Source organism: uncultured Clostridium sp. (assembly GCF_947036855.1).
Classification (GTDB): Bacteria; Bacillota; Clostridia; order Clostridiales; family Clostridiaceae; genus Sarcina.
This window is the reverse complement of sequence record NZ_CAMQRY010000007.1, coordinates 1-13,787: the sequence shown is the minus strand read 5'-3', so window position 1 is coordinate 13,787 and position 13,787 is coordinate 1. Positions and strand designations below refer to the sequence as shown.

Genomic DNA, 13,787 nt, shown 5'->3' with positions numbered 1-13,787 from the left:
GACCTCTTTTAAACTACTTCCCTAATCACTGATTTTGTGTATTTGATTTGTGCTTATTATAGCAAATAATCTTTGCTTATGTCAACACTTTGTAACAAATTGCTACTGCTATTGAAAAATATTGTTTTTTTATTTAATATATAGATATCTTATTTAAAAGTGAAAGGATTTTTAACATGAATAAAGTAGGTATTATAGATATTAGTGCTGAATCTATCGATATGATATTAGCGCAGACTAGTGAAAAAGGGTATTTTAAAATAATAGATGAATTAAAGGAAATTGTTGATTTTGGTTCAGATGCTATATCTTGTTGTGAGATGTCACATGAAAAAATTGATAAAACAATACGAATTTTTAAAACATTTAAAAATATGTGCTTAAATGCTGGAGTTACAGACTTAATAGTTGTTGCTTCTGAAGAAATTAGAGAATCTAAAAACCAAATAAATTTTAGAAATAAATTAACACAAGTTTTAGATACTGATTATAAAATTTTATCAAGTGATGATGACTTATACTATAGCTATCTTGGAGCTAAAAATTCTATGTTTATAGAAAAATCTCTCCTTGTATCAATCAATGCTTATTCAACTAACATTGCCTTTATAGAAAATAATATATTAAAAGAAAAAGCATTCTTACCATTTGGTTTTACTGATATTTCTAAGCAATTTGACTTGAATAATAATATTGAATTTAAAACATTTGATAACCTTAAAATTTTTGTTGAAGAAGGATTATCTGAATATGAATGGCTAAAAAATATAAAATTCGATTCTATAATAGGTATTGGAGATTCTATATTATCACTTGGTAAAATTGATAGATCTAGAAAAAAATATCCTATTCATGTTTCACATGGTTATAAATTTTATATTGAGGATGTAAAAGAAATTTATAATTTACTTAAAAGTAAAAATCTAGATAACAGAAAAAAAATTGCAGGACTACCTGAAGAATCAGTATCTTCTATCCTTGCATCTACATCTATCTTAAAGCTTATATCTAATTTTACAGATACTGCTGAAATAGATTTATGTGGAAATGGACTTCGTGAGGGAGTTTTATTTGATTATCTTGAAACACATTTTGAAACTCAAAAAGATATTTTATCATCAAGTTTACTTGGCGTTATGGATAATTTAAATATTGATGAAAAACATGCAAATCAAGTACTAGATTTATCACTTAAACTTTTTGAAGGTTTAGAGAGTTTACACAAAATAAATACTCCAAACTTTAGAAGAATTTTAAAAACAGCAGCATTACTACATGATTCTGGTGATAGTATTCGTCATTATAATCATCACTTGCATTCTTTTTACGTAATACTTAATGCTAATATTAATGGACTTAGTCATAAAGAGTTATTAATGAGTGCCTTTGCCGCTGCTATGCATAGAAATAATTTATTCTCTATTCCAGTTGCTAAATATTCATCTATAATAAACACATTAGATGCTAAACATATTGAGCATATTGGAGTAATTATTAGAATTGCAGAAGGACTTGATAGAAGTTTATGTAGTGCAGTATCAATTTCTGATGTAAGAATAAATGATGAAACAGTAGAAATTGTCTTAAAATCAGATAAAAATATTGATCTTGAACTTCAAGAAGCTTATAGATCAGCTGATGCCTTTAAGACTTTCTATAAAAAGAATTTAGTTATAACCAGAATAAATTAATACTAAAAAAGGAGTAGAATTTTGTAAATTCTACTCCTTTTTATTTTATAAAATTATATTAACTAATAAAAATGTTAACTTATCTAACCAATGTAAAATCATTCCCACTGGTGGACTTATTATAAATCTTGCTCCTATAACTATAGCTAAAAGTATTATAAAATTATACTGAGCTGTTATTTCTGCTGCTCTATATGCAAATCCTGGTGCAAGTTCTTTAAGTAAATTATGCATCTCAAGACCTGGCATTGGTATAAGATTAAATACAAATAAACTTATACTAACACTTATTATATAATTTATAACTAAGCCTAAAGCTTCCATTATCAATCCAGTAACTCCAAAGTTTACAACTACAAATATTAATATAACTTTTAATATTACACCCATTATAGCAACTATCAAATATGATGAAAATGCTGCAAGTGTTACTTTTACACTATCTTCTTTAGGTTTTTTAAATGCATTTCTATTTACATATGCAGGTTTAGACCATCCAAATCCAGTTACTATTATCAATATAAATCCCATTATATCTATATGTGCAAATGGATCAAGTGTCATTCTACCTTGTAACTTTTGTGCTTTATCCCCCAGTTTATATGCCATTCTAGCTCTAATATATTCTTTAGCAGTAAATACTATCAGAATTGCTGGAATACTTAAAAACATTCCTAATATATCCATACTTGAGAAGCCCATACCTATACCCAATAATCTCATCCTCCTAAAATTAATAATGTTATTATATCACATAATTATGGGGAAAATATGATAAACCTTGCTTATTCACAAGGTTTATCAAAATATTTACAATCTTTTAGCTGCTTCGTAAGCTAAGTCACTTCTCTCACACTCTGAATACTCAAGTGTAACTTGATAGCATAATGAGCTACCCTTCATTTTCTCTGAAGCATAGCATAAGCCATTACTTCTAGCTGTTAAAAAAGCATGGTCTATCTGCTCTGGGTCACCAATTAAAATTATCTTAGAACCTTCACCTGCTCTTGTTACTATTGATTTTACTTGTTTTGGAGTTAAATTTTGAGCTTCATCTATAATAACCCAAGACTTTGCAATACTCCTACCTCTTAAATATGCCACAGCTTCAGTTGTCAAAATTTTCCTTTCAAATAATTCCTCGATTTTATCATGAAGTTCAAGTTCATTATTATATCTTGAAGTTTCATCTGAATCTACAAGTATTTCTAAATTATCATATATAGGACGCATAAATGGAGCTATCTTTTCTTGCTCTGTTCCTGGTAAAAAACCTATTTCTTCATCCATTGTTACATTCGGTCTACATACCAATATTTTCCTATACTCCCCCTTATCCTCTTCTAATATTTTTTGAAGTCCAACAGCTAGTGAGAATAGAGTTTTAGCTGTTCCTGCTGGTCCTTTAATAATTACAAGCGGTGCTTTCTTTGCCTCAATACTTAAACATTCAAGCATAAATTTCTGTCCAACATTCCTTGGTGATATCCCCATAACATTATAGCTTTTACCATAATAAAGTGGACATACTTTTTTGCCATCAAATCTACCAAGTCCAGTCTGTTTATTATTATCATTAGAATGTATAATCAAAAATTCATTAACTTCTAAATTTGGAATTATATACTCTTCTTTACTTTCATCATAATATAATACATCATTTAACTCTAAATGCTTATTTTTAAAGAATTTTTCTAAATTTTCATTTGATGTATAAACATCTCTTCTTGCTGTATACTGCTCTTCAAATTTTGGTACTTCCTCTTCATAAAAGTGTAATGATACTATTTTGTTCCAAGTATCATACACCTAAAACAAAGAACCCATGCTTAATTCACATGAGTTCTCTTGTTTCTATCTATTTAATTTAATTCTAATCATTAGATTGTGCTTGAACTGCTGTTAATGCCACAACATTAACTATATCATCTGAATTGCATCCTCTTGATAAATCATTTATAGGTTTTGCAAAGCCCTGACAAATAGGTCCAATTGCATCTGCATTAGCAAATCTTTGAACTAATTTATACCCTATATTTCCTGCTTGTAAATCTGGGAAAACTAAAACATTAGCTTTTCCTGCTACTTTACTATTTGGTGCTTTTTGACTAGCAACACTTGGAACTATAGCCGCATCTAATTGTAATTCTCCATCTATATCAAGGTCTGGTCTTAAATTTTTAGCAATTTCTGTTGCTTCTGTAACTTTTGAAACCATTTCATGACTAGCACTTCCCATTGTTGAGAATGATAACATTGCTACTTTTGCTTCAACCTTGCATAATTTCTTAGCTGTATCAGCTGTAGCTATTGCTATTGCTGCTAATTGACTAGCTGAAGGGTTTGGATTTACAGCACAGTCTGCAAATAATAGTAATCCTTCTTCTCCATACTTTGAATTAGGTACCATCATAATAAAGAAACTTGAAACAACAGATACTCCTGGTGCTGTCTTTATTATTTGAAGACCTGGTCTTAAAAGATCACCAGTTGTATGAACAGCTCCTGATACCATTCCATCTGCATCATTTAGTTTTACCATCATTGTTGCAAAATACAATGGATCTCTAACTATCAAATCTGCCTTTTCCATTGTCATACCTTTATTTTTTCTTAAATTATAAAATTCTTCTACATAACTTGCTAACTTATCAGATTTATTTGAATCTTCTATTTCAACTCCATTTAAATTAACATTTAATTTTTTCGCTTTACTTTCTATTTTATCTTTATCCCCAACTAAAATTACCTTAGCTAATTTTTCTTTTACTATTTTAGCAGCTGCTACTAAAGTTCTCTCTTCATCACCTTCTGGTAATACTATTCTTTTATTATTAGTTTTTGCTGCTTCCCATATTTGTTTCATAAGTTGCATTTTTCATTCCTCCTATATTTCTTTTAATATAAACTATTCATAACATTTCTAACTACATCTTCTTTTTTTATCAGTATACTCTTATACATTTCTTCTAAAAGTGCACTGATAAAAAAAGCAAAGTGAAAACAATTCATAAACGTTTACAATTAAAAGCATATTATAATAATAAAACATTTGCAAATATCTAAATTATCTTATTATTTAATAAGATGTTTATTTATTGATGTTCATAATTCTATAACTCTCTTTTTATTGTAAATATATTTTTTTATAAAGATTTTTAATGCCAAAATATTATATTTTAATAGAAAATAATATCCCCTATGATATATAGTTTTAGAAGTATCTATATATCATAGAGGATTTTTTATTTTGCTATCTTTATTTTATATATTTTTTCTCAAGTTTAGAATATACAATCGCAATTGCAATACATGTAATACCTACACCACAAGAAATAAATGTTTTTTGAATTGTGTTCATTCCATTTATAAAAATTAATATAGAAGCACAAGTTGCCATAGCAGTACCTAGACCTATTTTTCTAAACCAAGTAGATTTTATATAAAATCCTATTACAATGATTCCAAAGCTAGAAATTATAGCATATATAAATATTCCAATAAGATTATCAAATGAATAAATATAGATAAACATTCTAACAATTATACTTAGCCCACAAATAAGTGTAAGCTCTGTAACCTTAAAATATTTATACTCTTTATAAGCATTTTCATTTATAAAACTTATATTATAAATATATCTTGATGTACAAGTAATTAGTATAGCTAAAATAAATACTACTGGATTTTTGTAAATAGCAGCCTTTACTATACTTAAAGCTAAAAATACTACTATAATATAATCTATGTTTTTTGAAGTAATTAACTTCTTATAATTTAAACTAACTATTAAAAATACTGGTATCATATATACTGATACATTCAATACTAGTGTAATAAATGCAATTATTAAGACCATAGATATAAGTTCTGAATCTTCTTCACTACAAGCTACTATACACCCTATATAAAATATAGTTAAAGCATATACAAGGTAAATATCTTTTAAAACAAATCCAAATATAGCTAAGCCTATTATTGAAAATACTAAATAAGCATAATCTCCTATTTTAAAATATTTTTCTAAACTCTTTAACGTAGGATGTGATAGTAATATATTAATGGCTATAAATATAAATACAAACCACTTTTCAGAGTTCCATAAAGCCATCCCAGTGATACAAATAGCTACTATATAGTAAGTAATATTAAATACTTCTACCTCACTCCATTTTAAAAGACTTATAATTATAAATAATGTGATTAGTAAGACATAAATCATATATGAATTATCATAACTAGAAATTACGACAAATGCAGTTGTAATACATATGATAAGCATATCTACTAATGACTTTGACCTTTTATAAAATACTCCTTGAATAGCAATAGTTAATATAACTATCAATATCGGTGATTCAATCACAAAGCTAACAATTACAAAACTCATTACTAAAGCTATTAATATATTTACATCTTGAGAATCAATATAATATTTATATATATAAATAAATGCTAAGAATACTGTTATCATAAACAGTCCTATATCATAGCTATTTCCAATTGAAAAATAAAATATAAGGGACAATTTTAATATAGAGAGCATTGTGATATACACTGTCATATTGCTTGAAATATTTCGCTTGAATAAAATAACTACCAATAATATTAATATTATTGAAATAAATATAAAACTTTTAAATAATATTATTGAAAACAAGAAGAATATTGCTATATTAATTTTTCTTGTTTTGCTATCTTTGAATATAACTAAATTATATAATGCCATGCATACAGCATATATAAGCGTAAGCATATCTATCATATATACACTATCTATATCAAAAGCATTAAAAAATATTTTAAATGAAAGTATCTCAAGACCAAAAGCTATTATATAATTAATATCTTTTCTATAATTACACCTAGCTAGCGTATATATACTTGGTATTAATCCCGATGCTAAGTATATTAGTGGTAATGAATCACTTAATATTAAAACAAAATTAAAAAGTGTTAATGATATAAATTCAAACTTATGCTCATAAATATTCTTTGATAATATGGAGTAGTAAATATTAAAAAAGTATATTACATTTAGCAGTAATATCAATAATATTTCACTTTCTACACTTCCAAATAACAATAATGTACTTATTCCAAGTGCAACCATCTTATATCTAATCTGTTTTTTCATATCACTAATATCATTTAACAGTGGTATATAACATATCACTACTACCGCAATTAATATCGATAATATTTCAGAATCACTTACTACTCTCGCAAGAATTATAATGTTTGCAGCAAAAGAAAATAAATATAACTCTGCTGATTTAACAGTACTTTTATGGTATATATATAAATTTAAAGCAACTGCAATTAAAGAATTTAATACATTTACAATTAAAATAGAAGTATATATATTAACTAAAATACTAAATATAATAATTGCTGCTATATTTAAAACTTCAAAATATTTAGAGTTCTTAAGTGGTACAACCATATTTAGAATTGTGAAAAGATATCCTAATGATAAAATATATATTGAACTTCCAAGTGTTGGTGCAGTAACAGGAATTAATGCAATATAAATTCCAACCACCCCAACTATCCTAATAATATCAAAATCACTATTACGGCTTAAATACAAAGCATATAAGGATATAACAATTAGTAAACAATGTGTAATAATATAACTCAGATTATCTAACACCATAAAATTCACTATTGTACTCAGATATAGTAATCCAAGTCCTAGCCCTATAACTGATTCATTGACGATAACAATATCTTTAACCTTTTTAAGTATAAACTGCCCTATAAATAGTACTATCCCTGATATTATATACATTAGTATGCCTTTTCCAGCATCTCCAAGCATATTTACATAAACATACTTTCCAAATACTGAAATTCCAAATAAACAAAGCAAAGTTCCAATAGCTATCATAAAATATAATCCTAGATTAGCTTCTATTTTCTTTACTATTGCACTCTTTTCACGCTTTTGGCGTGGAATATTATGAGTATTCTTTATCCTATTATCAATAACAGGATTGATATTTTCTTTAATAACACACTTTCTTTCATCTACTACTATTTTATCTGGATCCTTAATTTCAGATAATTTTTTAATTTCATTAGCATTAGATATTATTTCACTACTTTTATCTATTTTGCTAATATCCTGCATTTCAACATGAGAGTTTTTAGTTATTCCTCTTATATCTTCAACTTTAGATATACTCCCTTGACTAGACTTTTCTGCTTTATTTATAAAATCTTGACTCTTAGATAAAAGCAAATTTAATCTAGCTCTTAGTGCAATAAGTTCCATTCGACAATCAAAAAGATTTGTTCTTTGTTCTTTACTAAACGACTTTGATTTGTCAGTTAACAGTGCATATATTCTAGCTATGTTATTTTCTAATGCTTCAGAATTAAATATTGTATTACTAGTTGATGCCTTTAAAATTTCTAAATTTAAATTTGTTGAATTAATCAGTTCTTTATTAATTTTCATAGTAAGTTCTTGTTGTTCTCTTAATAATGCTTTTAAATCTCCTTCCATAACTACCTCCTTGTTACATACTCTCTTCAAAATATTTATTCACCTTAAATTCTATTTTTCAAAACTCTCTTACTTGCATTAAATTCTTTATTACTATAATAAAATCCTTTTAGCTTTATAAATTAAGCAAAAATTTTGTTTTGTTAATGAATGTTTATATTTATACTCACATAAACACTAAAAAGACCAAAGTATTTTCTACTCCAGTCTTATTGTTTCCACAAAATTCCACATTTAAACTTTTTACCTTTATTCTATATTCTTTATCTGATTTTATATATTATTAAGGATTTTATTTGTTATCTCTATACAAATCCTCGCTAATTCATTAGTAGATTTTTTAAATTCATTTACGCCACCAGTAAGACTATCAGATACAGTTTTTATCAATAAACAAGGAATATTATTTTTATTGCATGTTAGTATAATCCCAGCAGCCTCCATTTCACAAATATCTGCATTATAAAGGTTGTGTAACTCTTCTTTTTTATCTTTTTTAGCAATAAATTTATCACCTGAAGCACAAATAACCTTTTTTAATGTCGGCTCAATTTCAATAGCTTTACTCACAATTTCTTTTGTTGCATTTATATAAAGACTTGGATAATTTATATATCTTCCAACTTCACACCCATCAGCCTCAGAAGTATCAAAATCATAATGAACAACACTTTCAACAATACATGTTTTTGCTAATTTCATTTCATCTGTCAATCCACCTACAACACCAAAATTCACAATCAAATCTACATTAAACTTCGTTATTAAAAACTGAGTTGTCATAGCCGCTGCAATTTCCCCAGCACCACTATCAATAACAAATAAATTATGTTCTCCTAGCTTATATTGATATACTGAATATCCTATAAATTTCAACTCTTCAATTGGTATTCCAAATTCATTTAATGCTGCCTCTATTTCAACTGCTACAATCATTCCTATATTCTTCATTTTCCGTATTACCTCCCTCTATTTTTTTATTTTTAATTATAATTCAATTTATCATTTCCCTAAAATATTTATTAAATGACATATTTTCTTTGCTATTTACTATATCTTTTATAGTAAACTATTGTGTGATAATAACTTTAATAGTTACTATTATCGCTTATCGCTTAAATTACTTGAGTAAAGGATAAACTAATGAAAACTAGAATAAATTTTTTTGAAAATAATGCTAATATAGATATGCTTATTAAAATGGATTTACTATTTGAAAAAATTGATAAATTTATTTCTTTGAATAAAAATAAGCCTAAAATTTATCGACCATCTGACATGATATATTTAAAAACTCTAAAAATTAATATTGATTTCACTGGAAATGTTATAGCTGATACTATAATTATATTAGATGCTTTTGATGGTAGTATGAAACTTGCAAAAGAACTTAAAAATATCATTTCCATTGTTAGTATATCAAGTGGAAATAGAATTGCTTTTGGGTATAACCTTTACTATTTGTCTGATAGTATGTTTGAAAAATTCAAATCTAACTTAGAAATTTTAAATGAAGTTATATCTACAAGAGATATCTCTTACTTATAAATAAAAAAAGGTTGATTATATATAGCACTTCTAAGTGCTGCCTATAATCAACCTTTTTGCATTTGGGTAAAAAAAATTTTATCTATCCCTTAAATAGGAATACATCTAATTAATTTATTACCACTTCATTATCTTCTACTGGTATCTGTTTTTTAGTATTAAATCCATATAATATAATTGCTCCGATTATTATTAATACATATCCAATGTATTGAATATGATGTGGAAGTTGTCCAAATAATAAGAATGATAATCCAGCTGAGAATATTGCATCAGAGTAACTGAATACTGATATTTCTCTTGCAGGTGCACATTTATATGCAAGGACTCCTAAAACTTCTGCAACTGAGTAAGCTACTCCAGCTCCAAGTAGTAATAATAAATCTTTTGTAGATAGTGGTACATAGTGAGCCACCATACTTGGTACTGTGAAGAATAGTGATGTTATTGCCATAACAAGTATAATTGTTTCTGGTTTTTCTTTATGCCCAAGATGTCTAACAAGTACATATGAAATCCCATTAAAGATAGCTCCAAGAAGTGCTACTCCTGCTGGTATAAGAGCAAGTTTTCCACCTGGATTAACAATAAATATCATTCCACTAAGTGCTATTAAAACTGCTATAACTTGTACTGATTTTAATTTTTCTTTAAGGAATATTGCTGAGAATATTATTATAAAGAATGGACAAAGATTACTTATGATAACCGCATTTGGTAATATCATATGTGTTATTGCATAATAACTTGCGAATGCTCCAAGTGTCCCAAAAGCACCTCTACCGATAAGTGCGAGTCTATTTCCCTTATTTCCGAAAGCTGGTGCTTTACTCTTAAGGATCATAATAATTGATGTTGCAAAAATAACTAAGTTTCTATAAAAAACTTCTTCTTGCTCTGGTACTCCATGTACACCTTTTATAAATGCTCCCGTTATAGAGAAACTAAGTGCCATAAATAATATAAGTATAATACCTTTAGTTCGACTATTCTTCATTTGTTTTGACCCTCACTTTATTTATTTTTTTCTTAAACGACTAGATTATATTAGTATATTTAAGTAAAAACAATACTTTTTTCACTATATTTTTTAAATATATATATTAAATAACTATTTAGGTTTATTTTTATTTAATTGGTAAAATACCTTATAAAAATTTCATTGTTTGATACCATATATAAATACAATTTTATATATAAACGCTCATTTTTTTACATATAGAATATGCTATTAACCTTTTAAAATATATATTTCATATTCTAATTTTCTATACGTTCTAATATTCTCATCATATTTTTTTCATATGTATAGCAATAATCTTCAGTATATCTTTCAAGTGCGCTTTCTAACTTATCAAAATAATCTCTAATACTTTGATTTGCATTTCCTTCTTCATCCATCTTTACGATTTTATATATAATAAATGCTATTACAATATATATAATCTTAAAACTTACCTGAGTTTTATTAATAGATGTTGGTATAAAAAATGATATTATAACTAAAATAAAGCCTAGTGTACTAGCTTTATTTGAATACTCAAAATTTGTAGAGCTAATCTCTATCTTATCTAAAACCCTTAGACTTTTTTCTTTTAAATACTTTTCTTTAACATCTTCACCATATAACTCTAATTTTTCTAAAGCTACTCTATCAAGTTTATCCTGCAAAAGTATTGTATAAGCACCAACTAACTTTCCAAATTCATTTGGAATCTTAGTTTTTATTAAATGCACTTTCCCAACATCTGATATTTTTGATGTTATTGTATCCCCACCTTGAGTTATTCCCTCACTTGTTTCTAAAGTTGCATATCCTGCTGCAATATTCTTAACTCTATTCATAATATATTTCCTATCTCGTTCTGTTTCTAAAATCATTTCATCAATCATATAACTCCCCCATTTGCCTATGTTTACTACTATTTATATTCTTTACTACTATCTATAATCCTTTTTATTATCTAAAAATTATAAACTTAATGTTTTTTAAAAATACCTCAAAAAAATAGAAGTAAGCTCTTTTGCCTACTTCCATTCAATATCAATTACTGCTTTATCTTTAACAGTAATTTTATTTATGATTGTTCTATATAATCCATTCAACTCTTCAGATGTTATATTAAACTCTAAAATTTCTAAAGTTTTCCCAAGCGAAACCTTATCAACTTTTATATTTCCCAAACTTCTTATATCAGTTTCTAATTCTTTTTGATATTCAACTTTACGCTCAATTATAGCTTTTATTTCTTTATCTTTCTTTTTCCCATCTTCGATAGATATAATATCATTTAATATCATCTCTTTAAGTTTTTCTAATTGTTTTTCAAACCGTACTATTTCATTATTATTTACTTTTAAATCCCGTTCTAACTCATCTTTCTTCAAAACAAAATCAAAGCTACTTAATCCAACTTCTATTTTCTCTATATACTTCTGTAATCTTACCTTTATTTCTTTATGAACACCTGTTGTTACAAAACCACCATCACCACAATACTGACATTTTGGAATAGATTCTGCTATTTTTCTATCAGTTCTAACTTTAACACCTCTTGTGTAGCCACAAGTATGACATTTTACAATACCTGATAAGCTAAAAAGATGCTTACTTCTTTTTCGTCTTCCACATAACCTTCCATATTTATATTTTTCAATAATCTGAAACTCTTCCTCTGTTATTACAGGCTTATGTTTCCCTTTAACATATTCATCAGCATATCTTACATATCCTCTATGAACCTTATTACAAAGCATTCTCCTTACCCTTAAAGTCTTCATACCAACTTTCTCACCTATATAAGCTGGTGAATTTCCTTCTACTGCAAGTTTCACAATATATCTATACTTTTCATAACTCTCCTCCTCTATATCTAAACTCTTAGTTTTAGAGTTATACTTATACGGAAAAGGTGGTGTTGTTATACAATTACCTTGATTAAAGCTATGTAACTTACCAACCCTTAGACGATTTTTTATAATTCTAAACTCCTGCCTAGCAAGAAGTTTTTCAAAATCACTTGTAATAATATCTGTTTCATTTGAAAAATTATAATTCCTACTTGGAGTTATAATCTCAATATTATTTTCTTTTAACATTTGAGTAATCAAGGCTTGATGATACTCATTTCTAGAAAGTCTATCAATTGCTGTAATTACAATACCACTATAATCCTTTATATTCTCTAAAAGCCTTGTAAGTTCTGCCCTTTCCATTGTATCCGAACTTGCAATCTCTCTGTATATATCATATGTGTAGTCATAACCTTCGCATAGTGATATTAATTGTTCTTCATGCTTTTGTAAATCTTCTAGTGTTCCTCTACTTTTTCTTAAATAAATAGCAACCTTTTTCACCTTATACACCTACTCACATCATTCTTCATTTTGTTTAATTGACTTGTATTTATAAAAAAGTCTTAAAATTTCTTTAGTAAAGTTGGCTATTGCCTCTTTACTAGGTTCATTTACTTTCTTTTCACTCATAACAATATTCCTTATTTAATAATTACTACTTAATATAATAATTATTAAATAAGGGATTGTTTTATTCTATTTTGGAGATATGTATTTACTATATAACTTTGCTATTTCTTTGATAAACTCATCAACAGCTTCTTTACTTATCTTTTCTTTGCTCTCCATATGTCAATTGCCTCCTTTACAAAACTTATTCAAAACCACCTTGCAGATTATATCTTATATCCCAGTTATTTCAAATTTAGTATGCGCAATAATTTAATTGTTATTCAGAATAATATACTCTTCGGGCATCTGAATTAAATAAAAACAAAAAAAGATGATTAGTTGTTATTACTAATCACCTTTTTCACACTATTTATAGTTTTTATTTCTGCTTCTACTTTCTCTATAAAAATACTATTTATATCAGTTCTGTTAGTCTTAAGAAAATCTAATATATTCTCAAAAAACTTATCATAGTCTTTATAACTGTATTTATTATTATAAAAGCTATTTCCACATACAGAATAAATATCAAGTTCTAAAACATCACTTATCCTACTAACTAAACT

Annotated in this window: 10 protein-coding genes, 1 pseudogene and 1 other annotated feature (1 of these 12 running past the window's edge); of the genes and pseudogenes, 2 read left to right on the top strand and 9 right to left on the bottom strand. The window is 26.6% G+C overall.

Annotated features, from left to right (window positions below):
• Window positions 1-38 (bottom strand) — a binding site (T-box leader); it reaches 177 nt to the left of the window's first position.
• A 138-nt stretch (window positions 39-176) separates the two neighbouring features.
• Complete coding sequence (locus Q0V15_RS02125; RefSeq protein WP_297435530.1) at window positions 177-1,691, top strand: Ppx/GppA phosphatase family protein; 1,515 nt, start codon at window positions 177-179, stop codon at window positions 1,689-1,691.
• A 45-nt stretch (window positions 1,692-1,736) separates the two neighbouring features.
• Here the strand turns inward: Q0V15_RS02125 and Q0V15_RS02120 are convergent, their stop codons facing one another.
• From Q0V15_RS02120 to Q0V15_RS02100, 5 genes and pseudogenes are all read right to left on the bottom strand, one after another.
• The gene (locus tag Q0V15_RS02120) at window positions 1,737-2,414 is read right to left on the bottom strand and encodes a site-2 protease family protein (RefSeq protein ID WP_297435528.1); all 678 of its coding nucleotides are present in this window, start codon (window positions 2,412-2,414) and stop codon (window positions 1,737-1,739) included.
• An 87-nt stretch (window positions 2,415-2,501) separates the two neighbouring features.
• Window positions 2,502-3,464: pseudogene (locus Q0V15_RS02115) on the bottom strand (PhoH family protein); the annotation flags it as partial.
• Window positions 3,465-3,564: 100 nt separating this feature from the next.
• A complete protein-coding gene (gene pta, locus Q0V15_RS02110; protein ID WP_297435526.1) occupies window positions 3,565-4,566 on the bottom strand; it encodes a phosphate acetyltransferase in 1,002 nt (333 codons plus the stop codon).
• Between the two features lie 384 nt (window positions 4,567-4,950).
• Window positions 4,951-8,205, bottom strand: a complete 3,255-nt coding sequence (locus Q0V15_RS02105) for a hypothetical protein (protein ID WP_297435524.1) — start codon at window positions 8,203-8,205, stop codon at window positions 4,951-4,953.
• A gap of 273 nt (window positions 8,206-8,478) precedes the next feature.
• Window positions 8,479-9,156, bottom strand: coding sequence for a 5'-methylthioadenosine/S-adenosylhomocysteine nucleosidase (locus Q0V15_RS02100; protein ID WP_297435522.1), 678 nt, complete (start codon window positions 9,154-9,156; stop codon window positions 8,479-8,481).
• A 192-nt stretch (window positions 9,157-9,348) separates the two neighbouring features.
• Between Q0V15_RS02100 and Q0V15_RS02095 the strand changes: the two genes are divergently transcribed.
• Complete coding sequence (locus Q0V15_RS02095; protein WP_297435521.1) at window positions 9,349-9,753, top strand: hypothetical protein; 405 nt, start codon at window positions 9,349-9,351, stop codon at window positions 9,751-9,753.
• Window positions 9,754-9,862: 109 nt separating this feature from the next.
• Here the strand turns inward: Q0V15_RS02095 and Q0V15_RS02090 are convergent, their stop codons facing one another.
• The 4 genes from Q0V15_RS02090 to Q0V15_RS02075 form a co-directional block, all read right to left on the bottom strand.
• Window positions 9,863-10,750: a DMT family transporter gene (locus tag Q0V15_RS02090; protein WP_297435519.1), complete on the bottom strand. Its 888-nt coding sequence runs from the start codon at window positions 10,748-10,750 to the stop codon at window positions 9,863-9,865.
• 263 nt (window positions 10,751-11,013) lie between these two features.
• A complete protein-coding gene (locus Q0V15_RS02085) occupies window positions 11,014-11,646 on the bottom strand; it encodes a hypothetical protein (protein WP_297435517.1) in 633 nt (210 codons plus the stop codon).
• A 135-nt stretch (window positions 11,647-11,781) separates the two neighbouring features.
• Window positions 11,782-13,110: a recombinase family protein gene (locus tag Q0V15_RS02080; RefSeq protein WP_297435515.1), complete on the bottom strand. Its 1,329-nt coding sequence runs from the start codon at window positions 13,108-13,110 to the stop codon at window positions 11,782-11,784.
• A 446-nt stretch (window positions 13,111-13,556) separates the two neighbouring features.
• On the bottom strand, window positions 13,557-13,787 hold a 231-nt coding region (locus tag Q0V15_RS02075), incomplete at its 5' end, for a hypothetical protein (RefSeq protein ID WP_297435513.1).

Coding starts and splice junctions, on each gene's coding strand:
- Q0V15_RS02105 (WP_297435524.1), bottom strand. CDS start 8,205: ATGGAAGGAGATTTAAAAGCATTATTAAGAGAACAACAAGAACTTACT.
- Q0V15_RS02085 (WP_297435517.1), bottom strand. CDS start 11,646: ATGATTGATGAAATGATTTTAGAAACAGAACGAGATAGGAAATATATT.
- pta (WP_297435526.1), bottom strand. CDS start 4,566: ATGCAACTTATGAAACAAATATGGGAAGCAGCAAAAACTAATAATAAA.
- Q0V15_RS02095 (WP_297435521.1), top strand. CDS start 9,349: ATGAAAACTAGAATAAATTTTTTTGAAAATAATGCTAATATAGATATG.
- Q0V15_RS02125 (WP_297435530.1), top strand. CDS start 177: ATGAATAAAGTAGGTATTATAGATATTAGTGCTGAATCTATCGATATG.
- Q0V15_RS02120 (WP_297435528.1), bottom strand. CDS start 2,414: ATGAGATTATTGGGTATAGGTATGGGCTTCTCAAGTATGGATATATTA.
- Q0V15_RS02090 (WP_297435519.1), bottom strand. CDS start 10,750: ATGAAGAATAGTCGAACTAAAGGTATTATACTTATATTATTTATGGCA.
- Q0V15_RS02100 (WP_297435522.1), bottom strand. CDS start 9,156: ATGAAGAATATAGGAATGATTGTAGCAGTTGAAATAGAGGCAGCATTA.